This is a genomic window from Micromonospora sp. NPDC048839 (assembly GCF_040649915.1).
Taxonomy (GTDB): Bacteria; Actinomycetota; Actinomycetes; order Mycobacteriales; family Micromonosporaceae; genus Micromonospora.
This window is the reverse complement of record NZ_JBEZGL010000005.1, coordinates 416,730-436,734: the sequence shown is the minus strand read 5'-3', so window position 1 is coordinate 436,734 and position 20,005 is coordinate 416,730. Positions and strand designations below refer to the sequence as shown.

Sequence of the window (20,005 nt, the reverse complement as noted above, 5' to 3'; positions counted from 1 at the left end):
GTCAGCGCTGGCATTCCGTGCGCCACGATTCAGCCAGACCTTCGTCGGACGGCGTCACGAGCCGATGTAGAGGCGGATCAGACTGAGGAAGTGGCGAAGCTTCGCTACCTCCGCAGGCCTGACCGGATCCGGATTGAAATGCATCACGTTGTTTCGTACCTGCCGCAGTTCGTCCAGGCGAGCGATGAACAAGCTGCGGTCCAGAGGCCACCCGAGCTGTCCCCAGCACGCGGCGTTGTTGAGCACGGCCTGGTACTGGCCGATCGACATCGTGTCCATCGACTTGAACGACAGCTTGGCTCCCACGCATGCTTGCCGGACCGTCTCCTCGTCGAAGGTGTTGACGATCAAATGCCGCAGCTCCTGGTCGATCTCACCGATGAGAAAGAACGGCGTAGCCGTCTCGTCGTACTTGCGCACCACGTCAGCGGCCGTGACGATTCCGCTGATCTTGCGTTGGTCGTCGCGGACGAAGATGAAGCCGTGCTGCTGCAACGTACCCAACACGTCCAGGAGCCGAGTGTCATAGTCGAATACCCGGTCGCGTGCCCGGCGGTCTATGGCGTCGCTGAAGCTGGCATTCGGGTTCCGTTGCTTGGCGGCAGCAATCGACTCCCATGAAACAGATCCATGGAGCTGATGGGAGTTGGCTAGGACGGCGACCTGGGAGTAGTCGTTGATCTGCATCGCGGTGATCGCCTCTTCGAACGTGGCTGAGGGGGTTACCGAGACCAGCGACATTCGGTGCGGGAACAGATTCTCCAGCGTCAACCCGATGTCGACGCCTTCTTCGCTCAGCTCATCGGAGTTGGCCTCGACGGTGTCGCCCGCTTCACCGGCGTCGTCTTCGCTGTCCTCCTGCTCTGGCGGCGTCACGACCCGGATGGTCCGGTCCAGACTGACGGCTCGGAAGTCCGGGCTGGTCGTCAAGCCGTGATTCGCCAGATCTGCCTCGACCTGTGTGGTTGCCATCCGATCCCGATCCTCCAGGCCCCAGAGGCCGATGAACTCTCGGACGGTGAACGAACGTGGCCGACCGGCTTCTGCATCCGCGCGTGCTGCTTCCAGTGTTGCGAAGCGGTGGCGGACCGCCTCGGCCTCTTCCTGGGACGTTTCCTGGTCCGCGCTGACCTCGTTGGCGACGTCTTGAAGCAGCTCCAGCCGAAGGCGATGGAGAGTCGGACCGCTCCGGCCCACCTGCCAGGCCGACCACCCCGCCACCGCCCGTCGCCCGGCGACGGTGGCACCAGCCCGGGAGGGCGTGGTGAACTCTCGGCCGTCCGGCAGTCGGAGCCTGGCCCGGTCCGTCACCGTGGCCTGGTGCGGCGCCTCCCCGATGCGCTGCTGGAAAAAGACTTCGTCGCCCGGCTTCAGCAGGTCGGCGTCGATCAGGTCGGAGATGCGGACGCGACGGCCGTTGAGCAGATGCTTTCGCCTTGGACGGGATGGACTCGACATGGGTGCTGCGGCTCCAGAGGGATGCTGATGGGTGAGGTACTTAGGGCCGTGCGGCTACTCTTCTTCGTTACCGTCGTCCGTTTCCTCAGCCTGATCGTCGCCTGCGACAAGTAAGGGAGCGACATCGAGAGCGCCGCTCGCCACAGCAAGCGCCCGCGCTTTGGCGTCAGCTTTCGTGATCTCGCCGGCGCACCATTCCCAACCGATGAGTGACAGCTTGTTGGCGCCGGCGCCGAGGGCTGTATCGGCGTAGTCGTTGACCTGCCGCACAGCGACGGATTCGGCGTTCTCGTGCACCTTCCGTGCGGCCAGGAGAAGCTTGCGCTCGTAGCCGGCTTCGCTCATCGCCGCGTCGTATCCGGGTGGCATTGCGGTGTCGTCGCCGCAGCGCCAGGCATCGACCATGCTGGCGATCTCGGCGTAATCAGTGATTAGGGTGACGCGATAGTTCGGCACGAGCTTTCGGAGGGCCCAGAAGAGCGCACGCGTCTCCGCCGCCAACTCGCCGGGCCCGTCAAACCGGCTTTGGGTAGTGGTTGCGCCGAAACCATAGTGGCCGTCGCTGGCCAGGTAACCCCAACCACGAGGGTGACCGGAGCCGGTCGAACGCAATCGGAAGCAGCCGACGATGCCAACCTCGATGGCATTCCCGCAGGGAACCACGAGCTGTTGTAGCTGCTCCTCGTTTATCCACCTGTCTCGCCGGAACGAGCGCATGGACCCAGAGCGCATCTCCCGTGGCTTCGCTTGCCGCAGAGGCTGGGGGTTCTCGCAGAGCTGCCGCGCTTTCAGCGTGGCCCACGGCTCCGGATGAACCCAGGTGCCGTTCTGCTGCCTGCAGATCACCCTGCAGTTCTTGCAGACATACTCTTCGGTGCTATCGATCTCCGCCAAATCAGCTGTGCCCATCGCTCGACCTCAGGTCGTCGCAGCGTAGGCGATGCTTGACCGCAAGTGGTGTCACAAATCTGACTTGCTCTCTGCAAAGGTCGTCGGGCAGGTCAACCCCGGTAAGGGGTGCAGTAGCATGCGGCGGTGATCCGCTCATGAGGCCGACCATCGCTGCCGACACCCTGCGTCGGACCCTCACCCAGTACCTGACCACCACCTTCGGTTTGACCGAAGACGGCGTACGCCAAGGCTTGGAGGGTTTTCTCTCCCATCCGGAGCAGGGCATCTTCCGCGGCCCCTACCTGCGGATCCGCACCCCCTTCCGCCCGGCGGAGGGCAACTGGCGGGCGCACCTCGACTGGGCGCCGGCCGACTTCACCCCTTACCTGCATCAGGCGAACGCGTTCGCCCGGCTGTCGACGAAGGGCAAGCCAGCCGAGCCGACCCTGATCACCACTGGCACCGGCTCGGGTAAGACCGAGTCGTTCCTGGTCCCGGTGCTCGATCACTGCCGACGGCAGAAGCAGCAAGGGAAAGCCGGAGTCAAGGCGATCCTGCTCTACCCGATGAACGCTCTGGCGACGGACCAGACACAGCGCATCAACGAGTTGCTCACCGACCCGGCGCTCAGTCAGGTCACCGCGGGTCTCTACATCGGCGATGTCGCGGCCATCGAATACCCGCACGTATTTACCAAGCGGTCGGAGATGCGCCGCACGCCACCGGACATTCTGATCACCAACTACAAGATGTTGGACCTGCTGCTCCAGCGCGCCGACGACCTGCCGCTGTGGGAGGGTGCCGAGCCGGCGTACGTGGTGTTGGACGAGTTCCACACCTACGACGGAGCCCAGGGCACCGACGTGGCGATGCTGCTGCGCCGCCTCGCTGCGGCGCTCGACCTCGACGAACCGGGGCGGCCGTTGGGGCCGATCTGCCCGGTGGCGACCTCCGCGACCCTTGGTGAGGGAGGCGGCCGGGATGGTCGTACCGCGATCCGCGAGGTCGCCGAGCAGGTCTTCGGCGTCGTCTTCGACGCCGGCTCGCTGGTGGGGGAGGACCGGTACGAGGCCGGCGAGTTCATTGCCAGGCAGGACTTCAACCTGCCGCTACCCACCCCGGAACAGCTCGCCGCGGTGGACGACCGCGACCCCGAGGAGATGATGGCCGAGGTCGCCGAGCTTGTCGTTGGTGAGCGCTGTCTTGACGACCCGGCGCGACTCGGTGGGCTGCTTCGTCAGCATCCGTTGACGAAGGCGGTGCTCGACTCGCTCCAGGCGCGGCCGTGCACCCTCGACGAGATCATCGATGTGTTGCCTCGAAAGAACGCCACCGGCTGGGGCAGCGTGATGAAGACCCGGCCGGAGATCACGGCGAAGGCTCTCGCCCGGTTCGTCGGCCTGCTCTCCGTCGCGCAGAACCCGGATGTCCCCGGTCGCCCACTACTCAACATCGAAACCCATCTGTGGGTACGTGCCGTCGCCCGACTGCTCCGTGGGACCTCCAGCCAGGCCGCCTTCGGCTGGTACGGCGAAGCGCCGCGCGAGCTGGACCCGTATGCTGCCGATGCGGACGTTGTCGTAGCTGACAACCGTTACCCACGGTTGCCGGCCATCTACTGTCGGCACTGTGGCCGCTCCGGGTGGATGGCGTTGTCGCCGGAGAAGGACCCGCAGGAGCTGGAGACCGACCCGGACAAGATCTACCGCGCCAGCGTCGGTCGGGACAAACGCCGGGTCCGCGCGCTGATCGCCGCGACCGACGATGAGGTACGCCAGCGCTACCGGGGCCTGCTTGTCCTGGAATACGGCCGTCGGGTGCGCCCCTTCGACGGGCAGCGCGATCGCAAGCCCACCGACGACGCGATCGTCGTGCTCGGCGACGTGCTCGACATCGACGGAGCCGAGAAGGACCGCTGCCCGTCCTGCGAACTGGACCACGGGATCCGCTTCCTCGGTGCCGGCCTGGCCACCCTAGCCTCGGTGGCGATCACGCAGCTCTTCACCGGTCGGGAGCTCGACGAGGCCGAGAAGAAGACGCTGCTCTTCAACGACTCGGTGCAGGACGCCGCGCACCGCGCCGGCTTCGTCGCCAACCGGTCCTACTCGTTCTCGCTGCGCTCGCTCCTCGCCGGCCGTCTGAAAGCCGGGGAGTCGATCGGGCTCGACGATCTCTTCGTCAGGATGATCGAGGAGGCGGCGCAGCCGGAGATCCTCTCCACCGTCGTGCCGCCAGACCTGCACGATCAACCCGGAGTCGACAGCCTGCTCGCCGGTGAGCACAGCGGCAGCCGGGAGACGTGGGAGCTGATCAGCGAGCGGCTCGTCTTCGCCACCGTGATGGAGACCGGGCTGCGTTCCCGGCAGGGCCGCACCCTGGAGTTGACCCGTAGCGTCGCCGTCGAGGTTGCCCTCGACGATCCGGCGCGGGCCGCCGCCATCTGTCGGGACGTCGACCTCACGGGCCCCGGTCACCTGGCCGGGATGGCGCCGGACGACGCTCGCTACCTCGCCTTCCTCCGGGGGCTGTTGGAGCGGCTACGGACCCGGGGTGCGGTGTTCCATGAGTGGCTGGTGCCGTACCTGAAGCGTGGCGGCACCCGGTGGCAGATCTGGGGCGGCCGGCCGGCAGGCATGCCCGCGTTCCCGAAGGGCCTGTCCGCGCCCGCGTTCCTGCTCGCGACGCCGAAGTCCCGCTCGGAGTTCGACGTGATCACCGCGCGCGGCAACTGGTATCAGGACTGGACGTCGCGCTGCCTTGGTCTCGACCCGGGCGACGCGGCCGGCTTCCTCAGCCGGCTGCTGCCGGCCCTCGCCGCCGCCAACGTGGTCGCGGTCGGCGACACCGAGGACGGCAACACTGTGTACGGGCTGATGCCCGGCCACCTCCGGGTGACCCGGCTCGACGACGCGTCCGCCGCGGCAGCCGGGGTCGGCTGCGACACCTGCCACTGGCAGCAGACGGAACACCCCGACCGGGTGGCCGACTGGATCGGCCAGCCGTGCCGGCAGTACCGCTGTCGCGGTCAACTCCAGGCCGCCCACGACGACACTGCCGCCGACGACTACTACCGGCGGCTCTACCTCGACAGCCCGGTGTTCCGGGTCGTCACCGGCGAGCACACCGGCATGCTCACCCGCTTCCAGCGGGAGACGGTCGAGAAACAGTTCCGCGACGGCGCCCGCTACACCGATCCGAACGTGCTCTCCTGTACGCCCACCCTGGAGATGGGTATCGACATCGGTGCCCTATCGGCGGTGGTGCTGGCGTCGCTCCCGCACGGCCCGGCCAACTACGTCCAACGGGCGGGGCGCGCCGGCCGTAAGAGCGGCAACGCGCTGGTGCTGACCCTGGTCGGGAGGACGGAGCGGGATCGCTACTACCTGGCCGATCCACGCGACATGATCGCCGGCCAGATCGTCCCGCCCGGGTGTTTCCTGTCGGCGGTGGAGATCCTGCGTCGCCAGTACCTCGCCCATCTGATCGACCTGGCTGCTCGCGGGCGCCTGGCCGGAGTGCTGCCGATGCCACGGCGGGCCCACGTGCTGTTTGGTCCGACCGGTTGGTTGACCGGCCTCGCCGAGGCCGGCCGTCGCGAAGGCGTTCGGTTGGTGGAGGACTTCCTGGCGCTGTTCGGGGACAAGGTCCTGCGGGCCGCCGCCGACCAACTGCGCGAGTTCGCGGCGGATGGCATCGTCCACCGGGTCAAGGAGGCCGACGAGGTCTGGGATTCGCGGTTGGCCGACCTGCGTCGCCGAATGCAGGAACTCGCCGCCGCCCGAGGCACGCTGGTGCCCAGCGATCCGGACCATGCCCGCGAGATCAAGATGTTGAAGGCGGAGGAGGGGGCGGTCCGTCGTCGGCTGCGGGAGGTCAGCGCGGCGGCCGCCCACGGAGCGATGGTCGAGTTCGGTCTGTTGCCGAACTATGCGCTCATCGACACCCGAACCGACCTCGAAGCCACCCTGACCTGGGAGGACAAGGCCGACGGCGACCGCCGGTTCCACAGTGAGCTACGCGAGTATGCGCGTCCCGCCCGCCAGGCGCTTGTCGAGATCGCCCCCGGCAACAGCTACTACGTGCGGGGCTACAAGCACGAGATCTCGGGGCTCGACGTCGGTCCGGCGGACCGCCCGGCGTACGAGCAGTGGCGGATCTGCGCCCAGTGTGGCTACGTCCGCACCCACCTTGCCAAGGAGGACACCAGCGCCTGCCCGCGATGCGCGGACCAGAGCATCGCCGATCACGGACGACTGTTCCAGGTGCTCCAGCCGACCCGGGTGCTCAGCCGCGACAAGCGCGACGACGCCCGCATCCGCGACGACAGCGACGACCGGGACAGGCGCTTCTACGCCACCACCATCGCCGTCGACGTCGACCCGGCCAAGGTCGATTCGTCCTGGCGGCACGCGCACGACACCTTCGGAGTCGACTACAGCCGACACGCGATGATCCGTCACTTCAACCTGGGCGCGCAGCGCTACGACCGGGCAGCTGAACTCTTCGCGGGTGAGGAGGTGCGGATCAATCGTTTCCACACCTGCACCTCCTGCGGCGGTACGACCGTCGACGGTGTCCCCGCGGTGAGCCAACAACTCGCTGCGGAGACCTCCGGGTCCACCGTTGCGAAGGGTGCCGAGCACCACCGGCCCTGGTGCCCCTACCGCCGCTCACCAGCTGCCCCGGACGCCCATGTCGACCTGATCCTCGCCCATGAGCTGGAGACCGAGGCGCTGCGCATCCTGATCCCCGCCGCTACCGCCGTGGTCCAGGAACGAATCGCCTCGTTCGCCGCCGCGATCCGCCTCGGCATCGCGGCGCAGTACGGCGGCGACCCCGCGCACCTGCAAGCCGTGTCGGCCACCATGCCGGACGGGCAGAGTGACGGGACGCGCAACTTCGTGGTCGTCTTCGACACGCAGCCGCAGGGCACCGGTTATCTGCACCGTCTCGCCAAGCCTGAGGAGTTCCGCGCGATCCTGGAGTTGGCGCGGCAGCGGATCGCCGACTGCGTCTGTCGCCACGAAGGCCGGGCGGTGTGTCACCGCTGCCTCCTGCGCCACGCACGCAACGAGCATTTCGCCCTGATGAGCCGCGACGAGGCACTGGGGATGCTGGACAAGCTTCTCGACACCTGGGACGTCGAGGAGGGCACCCGGACGGATGAGATCTCGCTGATCCACCAGGTGGAGAGCGAGCTTGAGATGCGCTTCCTCACCAAGCTGCTGGCGCTTGGCGAGACACCCAACTCGGGCCTGCGGATCGATCGGCGGACGGATCACGACGGTGCCCGCATCGCCGACCTGCGATTCGTCCGGGACAATGGCCAGAGCGTCACCCACTGGCAGATGAAGCTGCAGAACACCGTTCGCGGCACCCGCCCCGACGTCCACTTCAAACGCCTCGATGCGCCGTCGCCAGAAGTGGCCGTCTACCTTGACGGTTTCAAATACCACGCCTCGTCGCAGTACAACCGGCTCGCGGACGACGCGGAGAAGCGCGCGCGGCTACGCGCGCACGGCTACCTGGTCTTCGCCGCCACCTGGGACGATGTCAAGACCTGGGGTGGCACCGACGGGCAGGGGCGGTGGACCCCGTACGGCGGGGTCAGCAAGCAGGCCGCCCGGGAGAAATACCGACAGTTCCTTCCTGGCGCCGACCCGGATGAGCTCGAGGAAACGATCTGGGTCAACCCGATCGAGCAGCTGATGCGCTTTCTCGCCGATCCCGAGCCCACCCGATGGCAGCGTCGAGCGGAGGCCACCCTGGCCGGCATGCTGAAGCAGGCCCGGGAGAACACGGCCACCGACTCCGGCGGAGTGGGAGAGCGACTGTTGGCCGCGCTGCGTGGCGAGCCGCTTCCCGGGCCGAACGCCCGCCACATCATGATCGCTCGCGCTCGGGACAACGCGGACTGCCCGGTGACCGTCGTTGTCGACGGGCGCAGCAAGCCTCTGCCGACGTGGTCGGCGCTGACTGTCCTAGACGACCTGCCGGCTGCCGTGGCTGGGACGGGCCACAAGGACCGCTGGGCCGCATGGCTCGCCTGGGGCAACGTCATCCAGTTCCTCGGCAACGGCGGCGGCGACGCTGGTCAGCTCGCCGTGTCCACCCTTGGCACCTTCGAACCGGCCTCGATGGCCGTCACCGAGGGCACCGGGCTGGTGCTGGCCCAACGGGCACTGCCCCTCGACGAGGAGACAGCGACGTGGCTCGGCGTCGTAGCGCAGCCGGCGGCCGCCGAGCCTGAAACGCTCGACAAGGCGTCGCCGTGGCTGGATGTCCTGCGCTACCTGGACCCGGACGAGAAGACGTTGGACCAGCTCGTCCAGCAGCTCGCCCGACAGGACCTGCCCGCCCCGGTCGTCGGCTACGAGCTGGGCGACCAGGGCTGGCCCGCCGAGCTGGCCTGGCCCGATCGGCGAATCGCCATCGTGCTCACCGGTCCCTCCGACGACCCGGAAACGGAAGACCGCGATCGGGCGTACGCGGCGGCGGGCTGGCACGCCCGTACCGCTCGGGAATGGTCGATTGACGAGTTGGCGGCACAGATCAAGGCGACGACCGGGGGAGAACGCCGATGAGCACCGGAGCAACGATCCTGCGGATGCTGGACCGCGCCGACAAAGAGGTCATGAAGCTCACCCGCGCCGACATCGGAGCGGTCTACGAGTTTATGCACAAGTTCCGGCACAACCCGGAGAACCCCGGGCTCCACCTGAAGGCACTCAACGGCGACTCCCGGTTGATGTCCGCCCGCGTCAACAAGGACTATCGCGCGCTTCTGCTGCACATCGCCGAACGCGACTACCTGCTCGTCGCGGTCAAGCATCGTGGCGAGGTGTACGACGACCTCACCCGGTACGCGTACCGCATCAACCGGGTCACCGGCGGCATCGAGGTCGTCGACATGGCGCCCGTTGGTGACAGCATCATCGGGCGGGTCGTGCCGCCCGAGGTGGAGCCTGAGCCTGCACAGAAGCCACTCTTCGACACCTACACCGACGCCCAGTTGCTGGAGCTCGGCGTCTCCGAGCCGTTGCTGCCACAGATCCGGGAACTGACCACCGAGGCGCAGCTTCTGGAACTGCTCGACCGGGCACCGCAGCTCACCACCGACGTGCTCTTCGCGCTCTTCGACGGCACTCCCTACGACGAGGTGCTCCAGCAGGTCACCGACCCGGTCCGTGCCGACGAGCCGGTCGACCCTGAGGATTTCGAAGCCGCCGTCGAGCGTCCCGCAACCCAGGTGACCTCCGACGACGAGGCACTGCAGGCGATGCTGGGCGAAGCCTTCGAGCGGTGGCAGATCTTCCTGCACCCCACCCAGCGGAAGCTGGTCGAGCGACCCTACAAGGGCCCTGCGCGAGTCGGTGGTGGTCCAGGAACCGGCAAGACAATCGTCGCTCTGCACCGGGTGGCGCACCTCGCCCGGCAGTTGCCGCCGGGTGTGGACAAGCCGATCCTGCTCACCACCTTCAACCGGAACCTGGCCGCTGACCTGCGAACCCGCCTGATGGCGTTGGGTGGACAGGAGCTGGTGGCTCGGGTCGACATCGTCAACATCGACCGGTTGGCCAGCCGGGTGGTGGCCGAAGCCAAGGCGGGTGGCAGCCGCCGCGTGGTGGACGACAACCGGGTCCTCGAACTGTGGGACGAGTTCCTCATCGAGACCGGGGAGAGCGCCTGGGAGGCGGAGTTCCTCGCCGCCGAGTGGACCCAGGTGATCCTCGGTCAGGTGCTCAACTCGCGGACGGACTACTTCAAGGCCCGCCGTCCCAACCGCGGCCGCAGCCTCACCCGGATCGAACGGGACCAGATCTGGCAGCTGACCGAGCGGTTCACCACCTGGCTGGAGAACCGTGGCGTCTGGACCTGGCACCAGGTGGCACAACGGGCCGCCCGTCTCGAGATGGACCGGACAGCCCACGACACCGGGGTCGCCAGCGAGTCGTCCGGCGGGTTCTACCGGCCGCGCTACCGCCACGTGGTGGTCGACGAGGCGCAGGACCTCAGCGCCGCCCACTGGAAGATGCTGCGGGCCATGGTCGCTCCAGGCCCGGACGACATGTTCCTCACCGGCGACACCCACCAGCGCATCTACGACAACCACGTCACGTTGAGCAGCCTCGGCGTCAACATCCGCGGTCGGTCGTCTCGGCTCACCCTGAGCTACCGCACCACCCGGCAGATCCTCGCCGACGCCCTGCAAATCATGACCGGGGAGGTGTACGACGACCTCGACGGTGGTGAGGAGGACCTGGCCGGCTACCGGTCGCTGCTGCGTGGCGGCCGACCGATCTTCCGCGGTGCCGCCACGTGGGCGCAGGAGAGGGACCTGATCGTCGAGCAGTTGCGCAGTTGGGGCAACCCGACGGATGGCTCGGTGGCCATCTGCGTACCCACGAAAGACCTGGCGGCGGAGGTCATCAGCAGGCTGGAGTCCAACGGCCTGGAGGTGGTGGAGATCGGCCCGGATGGCCCGAAGCGGCCTGACGGCGTGCACGTCGGCACGATGCACCGCTTCAAGGGCCTCGAGTACCAGCGCATGATCATCGCTGGGGTAAGCGACGGCCTGGTGCCTCGGCAGATGATCAGCAGGTACCGGGACTCTGACCCGAAGCGCTACCAGCGTGAACGCCAGCGTGACCGGTCGTTGCTGTTCGTTGCCGCCACCCGCGCGCGTGATGAGCTTGCGGTTTACTGGCACGGCACGCCCAGCCTGTTCCTGACCGGCCGGCTCGTACAGCGGCAGCTAGCCTGATTGCCGCTCCTACTCAAACGGGGTTGGCGTGCGATGCGGGGAGGCTGTAGGTGCAGGCGGGGGATCGTGTCGGTGACCGGTACGAGTTGACGTATCCGGTCGGTCGAGGAGGTATGGGCCAGGTCTGGGCCGGCTTCGACGAGCGACTCGACCGGCCGGTGGCGATCAAGTTTCTCCGGCAGTTGGAGGTGCCGGAGGACGAGCGTGAGACGGCAGGCAAGCGCTTCCGGCGAGAGGCGAGAGCGACCGCCAGACTCGACCACCCCGGTTTGCCGGCCGTGCACGACCTGGGCGTACACGGTGAAGATCTCTTCCTCGTCATGCAGCTCGTGCCGGGGATCGTCCTCGCCGACCACATCGCCGAACAGGAACGACTGTCGGTCGTCGAGGCGGCCTCCATCGCCGCGCAGGTCTGTTCGGTGCTCGCCGCCGCCCACGCCGCCTCCCTCGTGCATCGAGACCTGAAGCCGCAGAACCTCATGATCACCCCAGCCGGGGTGGTGAAGGTGCTCGATTTCGGAGTGGCGGCGTTACTGGGCCCGGCTGAAGCATCCCGCCTCACCGCAACCGGGCGGACGCTCGGAACCCCCGCCTATATCGCACCCGAGCAGGCCCAGGGTGGTCCTGTCGGGCCTGCCGCTGATCTGTATGCCTTGGGCTGCATTCTGTTCGAGATGCTCAGCGGCAACCCTCCTTATGAGGCGGCAAACGCTCCGGACATGATGCGTCGTCACCTGTATTCGCCAACTCCAATTATCAGTGAATATCGATCGGACGTGCCCGACGACCTTGTGCACCTCCTCTATTGCCTCCTGGCTAAGGATCCAGCGGAAAGGCCAGCGTCGGCAGGCGAGGTTCGTCAGCTCCTGGTGCCTTTCCTCGACAGCGGCGATTCTTCAGGGCTAGCGGCCGCCCGCACGGACGATAAATTTTCCAGCGCCGCACTGCACACCGCTTCCGTCTCGGTGCCGCCGCAGAGGTCCCAGCGGGAACTGGTGGAGTTGCGTGCGCAGGCAAGGGAACTCGCCGAGAACGAGCGTTTCGTGCAGGCTGCCGAGTTGCTGGAGCGGGCCCTTCGCTTGGTGCCGCCGGGCGGTGAGCTACTCCCCACCGAGACCGTGGCGCTACGAGTGGATCTCGCGAACCTGTTGATGCTCGCAGGAGACTTCCGGCGGGCCCGTCACGCTTTCGAGGAATTGGCCCGAGACGTGGACCAGTCAGGCGGCGAGCAGGATCTGGTCGAGGAGTGCCGATATCAGGCGATGGCCTGCCAGCTTGAGCTGGGGGTGTCCTGAATCCACCGGACGCTTCCGTGCCGCCCTCTCACCGTTACCCCAGCATGTTCCTGACAATGGCTCCGATCTTCGAGGTGCCGGGGTGTCGCGCGAGCTCGGAACGGATCCGGCGGCGTAGCGTCACGAAGTTCGTGCCCTCGGCGAGGTTGAGCTCGGCCACGGTCTGGTGTTGGTCACGGCCGAACTCCACGAGGCGTTGGTGCGTCGAGTTCGCGTGGTCGTACCGGGGGATGGGCAGGTCCCACAGGTATTTGTCGATGTCGCGCTCATCTTTGCCGTAGGACATCAGTGGTCGGGCAATCTCCGTCAGCACGGTGCTGTTCAGGATCGCGCATAGGAAGAGGCCTTCCTCAGGGGTTGCGATAGGTGCCCAGTAGAGCTTGTGGTCGATGATCGCGGCCGAGTCGTCGACAACGGCAGCGGCGACGTGCATGCCCGACTTGCCGTAGACCAGACGTAGCGGTGGCGCAGGGAACTGCACGGTGAGCGCGCGATGGAAATTGAGCCGGTCGGACAGGGTGAGACGAGCGCTGCTTCGGTGCGCCTCCCAGGTGGTCTCGGCCTGCCGCCACCACTCGGCGAGGCCAAAGTAGTAGTCGAGTCGCGACCCGGGGCCCGTCATCAAAGCGGATCCGTCGAGCGGTAGCACCGCTTCCTTCGCCGGCAGGATCCGGTACGGCACCAGGCTCTCGCCGAGCAGCACGCGCCGGACGAACTCGGTCTCCACGACGCCTTCGAGAGCCGGCAGGTCCTTCCACGGGGCCTTCTCAAGGTTACTCCGCGACGAGCGTACGAAGCGACGGCCGGCACCAAGGCCGAGCCGCCCACCGGAAGCCGTCTCGACAAAGAACAGAAACCTCGGCACGATCGTGGCACCCTGGGTGAACTGCGGCTTGTACGGTGACTCAGAGACGGCCGATTCGCCGACAACCAGATCGGCTGCCTCGCGGGTGACGAGCGGTTCGACCAAGCGCCATGATCTGGCGTTCATCGGCACTCGGCCCGTCCACCGCTCGGTCACCGAGGGTAGACGCCGGTAGGTGCCCAGGGTGGCTCGGTCGCCGAAGACGACGCAGGCACCACGCGGAAAGAGGTGGGGACGCAAGCGTCGCAGGTCCCAGGAGCCAGTGAAAGCGACACCGGCCGTTTCGCCAGTGTCCTCGTACCAGCCGCTACGGAAGCCTTCGAAGTAGTCGCGATCGAGCACCGAGTTGGGCAGGACGAAGGCGAACGAGCCGTCGTCGCGCAGGTACTGCTGGACTGCTCTGGCCACGAACAGGGCAGAGAGGTCCTGGTGCGTGGCGAACTCTCGACCGTGCCACAGCCCGCGGCCGTGGGACAGCTCTTTGAACCGTCTCTGCATGTCCCGTGGCATGTGACGGTAGGACAGCCACGGCGGGTTGCCGATCAGGATGTCAACGCGGTTGTCGTCGATGGCCAGCCAGACCGGCCGGGCCAGGTTGCGTAGGTAATAGCTCCAAATGTGGTCGCGCCCTTCGTCGTGCAGCCGGCACATCGCCTCGAAGGTGCTGAGAATCATCGGCTGGTCGTCAGGCCCGATCTGCATCCGGTGGAAGAACGCCGCCAGCGACGGCGGGCCGTTTCCCTCTCTCGGCTTCGCCGCGATGCTGGCGAGCCCCGCGACGATCTGGTCGAAGCGGCTCGGCTCGTTGAGCAGATCCTTCGGGAAGCGGAGCCACTCCTCGACCTCGCTCGCGTTGTAGCCGGCGCTGATCCGTACGTGCTCCTCGCTGAAGAGGTCGCGTCGTTCCCGCCACTGCATGCTGTCGCCCAGGTAGACCGGGATGGTGATGGCGTCGCGCTGATCGGTCAGCCGCTCGTGGCCGATGGCGAGCAGGTAGGTCACCCGGGCGAGCGCCACGGCGACCGGGTGCAGGTCGACACCGACCACATGCTTGGTGAGCTGCGTCAACGCGGCGTCGAGCGGAACGGCCGCCGCCTCGGCTGCGGCGAGATACCGGCGTACGGCGTGGAAGAGGAAGGTGCCGGAGCCGCAGGCGGGGTCCAGCACCCGTTGCCGCAGTGGATCGGTGACGACGGTATCGACGAGATGCTCGGCAAGCCAGTCTGGGGTGTAGTACTCGCCCATCCGTTTGCGCGTCTCGGCCCCAATCATCGACTCGTAGAGCACCTTCAGGATGTCGTGGTCGGCCCGCAGCCAGTCGAACCGGGCCAGCCGCCTGGTGAGCCCCTGGACGAATTCGCGGCCGCCGGGCACCTCCGTGGTCCAGCCGAAGAAGTCGTGCTCGACCACGCCGAGGATGCGGGCCTGGTCGAACCGTTGCCCAGTGATGAGGTCCTGCGGCTGCAAGTCCATGGCATCGATACCGACGACCAGGTGCGCGATGATGTGCGCGCTGTTCATCAGCAGGGTGTGCTCGACGAAGAGGTCCGGGTCGTCGACGAATTGCGTGCCGAGCGCGCTGTCCAACAGCCCTGCCCAGAGCTGCCGTTTCAGTTTCACGGTCGGCACCTGCGCGTGCTCGTCGTAGAGTGCGGCGAGCGCGGCGCGATCCAGCTTGTGGGAGGTGCTCGCCGCGCCGAGGCGACGGGCAACCTCGGCCGGTGCCGGCCGGACCCGATGGCTCGTCGCCAGCACGCCTTCCAGCCAGTAGAAGAGGGCCAGACCGTCGGGGCGGGCGGCAGCCAGCGTGTGGCTGTCGATGACGGTCAGCGAATCGCCGGTCAGCTGGTACGCACGCCAGGTGGCCCCGTCGGTGAGAATGCCGACGTACCGTTGGCTGCTCTCCTGGCTCCGCGACCGGACGTAGCCGCCGAGCTGCCGCTCGGCCTCCTGCAACGGACGTCCGTTCTGGAGCCGGCGCTTGACCTCGATGACGGTGTAACCGACCTCGATGTCGATGCGTCTGCCGCCGCCGGCTGGAGCCTCAAGGTCAACGTCGAGGTGGGAGTCAACGAGGCCGAAGTCGCCGGCCAGCAGGAGCTGTCGAATGTCGGCCTGCAGAGTCGCTTCGCTGCGGGCGGCGCGGCGATCGGCGATTCGCGCCAACAACGGCTGCAGCGAAGGGGGAAAGCCGTCGGGCGCACGCACCTCCGGTCGAGGCGACGTCTGGCGGCTACGGCTTGCATGTGGCGTACCGTCCGAGCGGGCCATGTACCAGTCTGGATCCGGTGACTCATCGGATCCAAGGAAATAGTGAATCGCTGTCGGATTATGGACAGCTACCGGTAGTGATGGGATTCAGGTGGGCCTGGAAGCCGACAGCGTGGCCGGTTGGGTCGTATCCGCCGCGGCGACGATCACGCAGGAGGCATGGCAACCTGGCCATGTGCGCACTGACGCGTCGACCCTTCAGGCAGGAGACTGAACATCGCAGCCTTCTTCCTGCGCTCGCTGGCCCTGGCATTGCCAGCTGCAGGTCCTTCGTTGAAACGCCTCGACCGACAGCTGACCCCACCCGGTGCGGGGCCTCGCTGGAGGGAACTAGGGGCGCGGCCAGCGGACTGCGCCGAAGCCGTCGACCCAGATGACCAGGTTCTGCCGTATGTTGCTGAACCGGACATCGGCGAGGAGGCGCCCCCGCAAGCCGCACGCGTCGAGGTTCGGGGCAGCGACGAGATCCAATGGAATCTCGTCCCTCGGCTCGTCACCGAGCGCGGCCCGGTCGATAGGGACGGCAGCCGCGACGTAACGATGGCCGACGGGTCCAGCCGCGCTCATTGCCACATGTGGCTTGAGGCTCAGGTCGGTGGACCACTCCTCGTGTAGCCGGTTCAGCTGCCAGTGGCGTCGGAGGTTATCGATCAGCACTGCACTGTCCGGGCGTAGAGGGTCGAGGCGGGGCCTCCCGGGCGCTAGGTCGGCTCCAAACGCGTTCCGAACGATCAGAGCGCCGCCCGTCATCTGGCCGACCTGAGTAAGCGTCAGGGGATCGGCCATCTGGCGGTCGGCGAACTCTGCGGGTACTCCAAGGGGCCGAAATTTTGGTCCCTCACCTGCTGTTTTGTTGTACAGGTCATGGCGCCCGGCGGGCTTCAGCGCGGAGATCAGGGCCGCCTCTACCTGTGCTGCAGCGTCAGAATCGGCGTAGGGGCCAGCGATTTCGATCTCGTACTCGCGGCCGAGTATGAGGTTCTCAAGCTGAGGATTATGGCTGCCGGTGGTGTGGTCGAGGGCGCGTTGCGGGCTCGCGCCGCGCCCCACATAGACGATGACGCCACGCTGGCGGTAAAGGTAGACGCAGTATCCGGATCTGCTTCCAGTCTCGTCGGACGGGTGGGCCACCTTGTGGTCGGTCATGGCTCTGATCCTTCCAAGATCGATCGCGCGTGCCAACCGACGGGGAAGCTGAACTTCAACTGATGCGTCCCTCGCGGCAGGCAGCCGCGATGAAGTCGGTCCATGCCTGCATGGTGAAGGTGAGCAGTGGTCCAGTGGCGTCCTTTGAATCGCGGACGGCGACGATTCTGGGAAGGTTGGTAGCGACCTCGACGCAGTCGCCACCGTTGTCGCCGCTGCGGGTGCTCTTGCGCCAGATGGCACCGGTCAGGTCAGTCATGCCGCATCTCCCCAACGATCCGCTTGATCATGTCAGTCGATTCTGCCTCGCCGAGGGCCAGCGCATCCAGCCCGCGCCAGACGCGCTCATAGGCGGCCAACTCGTCGGGCTTGTCGAGGTAGAGCGCCCCGGTCAAGGATTCGCTGTAGACCACCGACGGTTCCGGCGCGGCGCGACCACCTTTGGTCGCCGGAAAGTCGAGGACCACGAAGGATCCCGCAACCGCACCGGGCTGCGGTCCCGCCGCCAGCGGCAGCACCCGGACGCTGACGTTTGGTAGCTCGGACAGCTTGGTGAGGTGAGCGAGCTGTTCGGTCATGACCGGCGAGCCACCAACGCCACGGCGGAGTACCGCTTCAGACAGCACGGACTCAAGCTTGGGAGCTGCCGGTAACCGCCGAAAGAGCAATGCCTGCCGTTGAAGTCGGACCTGTACGGCCCGCTCGCGATCCTCTTCGCTCAGCATCCCGCCACGGCGGTAGAGCGCGTGGGCGTACTCCTTGGTCTGCAGAAGCCCAGGGATGAGCGACTCGTCATAACGACGGAGGTGGGCGGCGGCGGATTCCAGCCCCACGTACAGCTCGAACCAGTTCGGCACCGCGTCCCCGTACGCGTGCCACCAGCCCTTCGACTTCGTCTCCACGGCCAGCCCGCGCATCGCCTCGGTCATCTCGGGCGACACCCCGTACAGCTCGCACATCGCCTTGACGTCGAGCACCCGGACCGAGCCCTGGCCGCACTCGAGGCGCCAGATTTTCTGTCGGCTGTATTCGAGGGCCTCGGCGGCGGCGTCGAGCGTCACCCCGGCCTCGTTGCGGAACTGTCGCAGGAGCCGGCCGAGTTGTCGGCGCGGCACTGTCGACCCGATGTCGTCGGGCATCCGCACACTCCCTGGTTCCGCCACGCAACACTGCGTGACCTGCTCCTGCAACTCCTACGGGTTGCAGCCAAGAAAGTCAATGCACAACGGCGAAAATGCGTTCTGGAACGTTGCGTTTCCACTGCGGAGTGTCGCAGGCTGGTCGCAGCACGGGGGCCGGCCGGTCCCCCCGAACGGCCGCCGTGCTTCCCGAGCACACCTCGCCCCTCCGCGTCCGGAAGGCAGGCAGATGAACCCCAGAAACCAGCGACCAGGGCCACCGACCTACCACTCCACCGCGTACACCAGTCTCTTGCCCTGGCAGGTGCGCGAGCGCCGCTTCGCGCCGACGGGGTTCGGACGTCGCGGTCTGGACCCCGACGACGTGTACGCCTTCCTCGATCGGGTCGCCGTCGACATGGCCGCCGTCTACGCCGCTCTCGCCGAGAGCCGCCGCGAGACTGCCCGGGTCAAGGCCGGCCTGCTTCGCGGGCAGACCGATCAGGCCGGTGCCCGCAACGAGCGGGGCCACACCCGGTGAGCCAGCGGTACGTCATCCACCTGCCCGTCGTTGCCGCCGACCTACCCGCCGCGCAACGCCTGGCCCGGGTCATCGGCAGGTGGATGCTGGTGTTGCCGATGGCGGACCCGGGGGAGACCACCGTCTCCGAAGAGGACCAGCAGTTCCTCCGCCACCGGGTCTTCTGCGACCTGCGGCTGCCTGGCGGCCGGCGCTGCCTCCTGCGCGACGGCCACGAAGGTGACTGCTCCCGCCGCTTGCGCCGATGAGGTGGGCGAATGGGCGCCGTCAACGGGTGCGACTCGCGACGATGCACGCGATGAAGGGTCTGGAGTTTCGGTGCGTCGCCGTTGTCGGTCTCCTGGAATTCACGGCCGGTGGCCGCTGACCGGCAATTGTTAGAACTCGTCCAGTTGGCTTCCGGTCCGCCACTAACCGTCCAGGTGCTCTACCTGCAGATCGGTTGACGTCTGCGTGGATGCTGTCGGCTCAGCGTGCGGTTCGGTGTTCCAGTGCCGGGGGATGTGGAGCGCTTCGGTCGCCACGTTCTCTGCATTCCCCCTGCGACGACGAGTAAAGGTGTGTCGCACGTGCCAGGCAATCAGGGCGCTGATCACCGCACTAAATGCTGCGGCCGGCCACATCTCAGCATCCTGCGTCGCTGCACCCACAACCGCTACCGCAGTGTTGAAACAGAAGAAGGTGAGGGCGGCGACCCGTGCGGCTGGCCACTTGATGTAGGCCTTCACGGCCCAGTACATGACAACGAAAGGGATTACGATGATGATCCCTGCAAGCCACATGAAGGCTCCGACGCCTGATGGGGCCGAGGTGGGACTCGGTCGTCGGCGTGCAGTGGGATGTGGACGATTGACTCGGTGGTCGTTGACCCAGTGGCCACGCCGCCAATGCCTTCGACGTGTATACGCGCTCATGAATCTCCATTGCTTAAGACACCTGCATCGCCTGAGCTGCCAGGGCAGGGATGGCGGCGAGAGCCCGCCTCGGGGCCGAAGCGGCGGCGTCTCGGACTCGAGGGGGACGTTCTGAGCCAGCTACGCCGCCGCTGGGTCGGGGGGCCGGTCAGCTGGCCAGCGAGCCCAGCCGGGAACCGCCGAGCTGGTTGATCAGCGCGTCGTCGCGGGTCACCTCGTAGCCGCGTTCACGCAGTTCGGCCACCAGTTCGCCCTCGCCGGCAACCGGGATCTCGAGGTAGTCGCCGTCATGGACCGTGACCTGGCGCTTGCCGTACCGGTCCTGCAGGTCCTGCGGCAGCACCGTGAACGCCCGCTCGGTGACCATCCGCGGCCAGCGTCCGTCCGCGACCGCACCCACACCGGTGACGTCGAAGGGCTTGTCGTCGGCGTACCCGTCCTCCGGGTCGTGGTAATCCGGGCCGGCGGGGTTCCACAGGTGGGTCATCCGGACCTGGCGGGCCTCGCCCCACGTTCGCGCGGCGGCGAGCGCCCGGATCTCCGCGGCCTCCTCGGTAGCGGTGCCCGCGTCGGCGAAGGCAAGGCAGTCGTGCGCCGTGGCGTGGCCGTAGACCAGGTGCTGGTGTTGCGTCGTCATGGCGAACATCCTGCCTCAGACGTACGACTTCCAAGATCGTCTTACGGCCGGGGCCCTCTCCACCGGTCGGTCGACCGCTAGGCTGGCCCTCCCTGGTCTCGTTAC

At 67.1% G+C, this 20,005-nt stretch carries 13 protein-coding genes; 5 read left to right on the top strand and 8 right to left on the bottom strand.

Going from position 1 to position 20,005, the window contains the following annotated elements; genetic code table 11:
• Positions 1–54: 54 nt before the first annotated feature.
• Together AB0C25_RS13135 and AB0C25_RS13130 are read right to left on the bottom strand one after the other, a co-directional pair.
• The gene (locus AB0C25_RS13135) at positions 55–1,458 is read right to left on the bottom strand and encodes a CBS domain-containing protein (protein WP_357372698.1); all 1,404 of its coding nucleotides are present in this window, start codon (positions 1,456–1,458) and stop codon (positions 55–57) included.
• A 54-nt stretch (positions 1,459–1,512) separates the two neighbouring features.
• The gene (locus tag AB0C25_RS13130) at positions 1,513–2,367 is read right to left on the bottom strand and encodes a hypothetical protein (RefSeq protein ID WP_357372696.1); all 855 of its coding nucleotides are present in this window, start codon (positions 2,365–2,367) and stop codon (positions 1,513–1,515) included.
• Between the two features lie 137 nt (positions 2,368–2,504).
• Between AB0C25_RS13130 and AB0C25_RS13125 the strand changes: the two genes are divergently transcribed.
• Genes AB0C25_RS13125 through AB0C25_RS13115 form a run of 3 tightly spaced genes read left to right on the top strand, consistent with a single transcriptional unit; the run spans position 2,505 to position 12,408 of the window.
• Positions 2,505–8,933 carry a DEAD/DEAH box helicase gene (locus AB0C25_RS13125; RefSeq protein ID WP_357372694.1) on the top strand — a complete coding sequence of 2,143 codons (6,429 nt, stop codon included), beginning with the start codon at positions 2,505–2,507 and terminating at the stop codon, positions 8,931–8,933.
• On the top strand, positions 8,930–11,113 hold the full coding sequence (locus AB0C25_RS13120; RefSeq protein WP_357372692.1) for a UvrD-helicase domain-containing protein: 2,184 nt from the start codon (positions 8,930–8,932) through the stop codon (positions 11,111–11,113). Before AB0C25_RS13125 ends, AB0C25_RS13120 begins: the two co-directional genes overlap by 4 nt.
• Before the next feature lie 50 nt (positions 11,114–11,163).
• On the top strand, positions 11,164–12,408 hold the full coding sequence (locus AB0C25_RS13115; RefSeq protein WP_357372689.1) for a protein kinase: 1,245 nt from the start codon (positions 11,164–11,166) through the stop codon (positions 12,406–12,408).
• A gap of 34 nt (positions 12,409–12,442) precedes the next feature.
• Here the strand turns inward: AB0C25_RS13115 and AB0C25_RS13110 are convergent, their stop codons facing one another.
• The 4 genes from AB0C25_RS13110 to AB0C25_RS13095 all read right to left on the bottom strand — a co-directional run bounded on the left by AB0C25_RS13110 (position 12,443) and on the right by AB0C25_RS13095 (position 17,829).
• Positions 12,443–15,544 (bottom strand): N-6 DNA methylase, encoded by a 3,102-nt coding sequence (locus AB0C25_RS13110; RefSeq protein WP_357372687.1) that lies wholly within the window; start codon positions 15,542–15,544, stop codon positions 12,443–12,445.
• Between the two features lie 330 nt (positions 15,545–15,874).
• Positions 15,875–16,690 carry a hypothetical protein gene (locus tag AB0C25_RS13105; protein WP_357372685.1) on the bottom strand — a complete coding sequence of 272 codons (816 nt, stop codon included), beginning with the start codon at positions 16,688–16,690 and terminating at the stop codon, positions 15,875–15,877.
• 55 nt (positions 16,691–16,745) lie between these two features.
• On the bottom strand, positions 16,746–16,949 hold the full coding sequence (locus AB0C25_RS13100) for a DUF397 domain-containing protein (RefSeq protein ID WP_357372683.1): 204 nt from the start codon (positions 16,947–16,949) through the stop codon (positions 16,746–16,748).
• Positions 16,942–17,829, bottom strand: coding sequence for a helix-turn-helix transcriptional regulator (locus AB0C25_RS13095; protein WP_357372681.1), 888 nt, complete (start codon positions 17,827–17,829; stop codon positions 16,942–16,944). Before AB0C25_RS13095 ends, AB0C25_RS13100 begins: the two co-directional genes overlap by 8 nt.
• 229 nt (positions 17,830–18,058) lie before the next feature.
• Between AB0C25_RS13095 and AB0C25_RS13090 the strand changes: the two genes are divergently transcribed.
• Both AB0C25_RS13090 and AB0C25_RS13085 read left to right on the top strand, forming a co-directional pair.
• Positions 18,059–18,349: a DivIVA domain-containing protein gene (locus AB0C25_RS13090; protein ID WP_357372679.1), complete on the top strand. Its 291-nt coding sequence runs from the start codon at positions 18,059–18,061 to the stop codon at positions 18,347–18,349.
• The gene (locus AB0C25_RS13085; protein WP_357372677.1) at positions 18,346–18,597 is read left to right on the top strand and encodes a hypothetical protein; all 252 of its coding nucleotides are present in this window, start codon (positions 18,346–18,348) and stop codon (positions 18,595–18,597) included. Before AB0C25_RS13090 ends, AB0C25_RS13085 begins: the two co-directional genes overlap by 4 nt.
• 162 nt (positions 18,598–18,759) lie before the next feature.
• Here AB0C25_RS13085 and AB0C25_RS13080 read toward each other — a convergent pair whose 3' ends face one another.
• Both AB0C25_RS13080 and AB0C25_RS13075 read right to left on the bottom strand, forming a co-directional pair.
• Positions 18,760–19,131: a hypothetical protein gene (locus tag AB0C25_RS13080; RefSeq protein WP_357372675.1), complete on the bottom strand. Its 372-nt coding sequence runs from the start codon at positions 19,129–19,131 to the stop codon at positions 18,760–18,762.
• A gap of 280 nt (positions 19,132–19,411) precedes the next feature.
• Positions 19,412–19,900, bottom strand: coding sequence for a hypothetical protein (locus tag AB0C25_RS13075; RefSeq protein WP_357372673.1), 489 nt, complete (start codon positions 19,898–19,900; stop codon positions 19,412–19,414).
• Positions 19,901–20,005 lie beyond the last annotated feature (105 nt).

Coding starts and splice junctions, on each gene's coding strand:
- AB0C25_RS13100 (WP_357372683.1), bottom strand. CDS start 16,949: ATGACTGACCTGACCGGTGCCATCTGGCGCAAGAGCACCCGCAGCGGC.
- AB0C25_RS13075 (WP_357372673.1), bottom strand. CDS start 19,900: ATGACGACGCAACACCAGCACCTGGTCTACGGCCACGCCACGGCGCAC.
- AB0C25_RS13095 (WP_357372681.1), bottom strand. CDS start 17,829: ATGCCCGACGACATCGGGTCGACAGTGCCGCGCCGACAACTCGGCCGG.
- AB0C25_RS13130 (WP_357372696.1), bottom strand. CDS start 2,367: ATGGGCACAGCTGATTTGGCGGAGATCGATAGCACCGAAGAGTATGTC.
- AB0C25_RS13105 (WP_357372685.1), bottom strand. CDS start 16,690: ATGACCGACCACAAGGTGGCCCACCCGTCCGACGAGACTGGAAGCAGA.
- AB0C25_RS13090 (WP_357372679.1), top strand. CDS start 18,059: ATGAACCCCAGAAACCAGCGACCAGGGCCACCGACCTACCACTCCACC.
- AB0C25_RS13125 (WP_357372694.1), top strand. CDS start 2,505: ATGAGGCCGACCATCGCTGCCGACACCCTGCGTCGGACCCTCACCCAG.
- AB0C25_RS13120 (WP_357372692.1), top strand. CDS start 8,930: ATGAGCACCGGAGCAACGATCCTGCGGATGCTGGACCGCGCCGACAAA.
- AB0C25_RS13135 (WP_357372698.1), bottom strand. CDS start 1,458: ATGTCGAGTCCATCCCGTCCAAGGCGAAAGCATCTGCTCAACGGCCGT.
- AB0C25_RS13110 (WP_357372687.1), bottom strand. CDS start 15,544: ATGGCCCGCTCGGACGGTACGCCACATGCAAGCCGTAGCCGCCAGACG.
- AB0C25_RS13080 (WP_357372675.1), bottom strand. CDS start 19,131: ATGTGGCTTGCAGGGATCATCATCGTAATCCCTTTCGTTGTCATGTAC.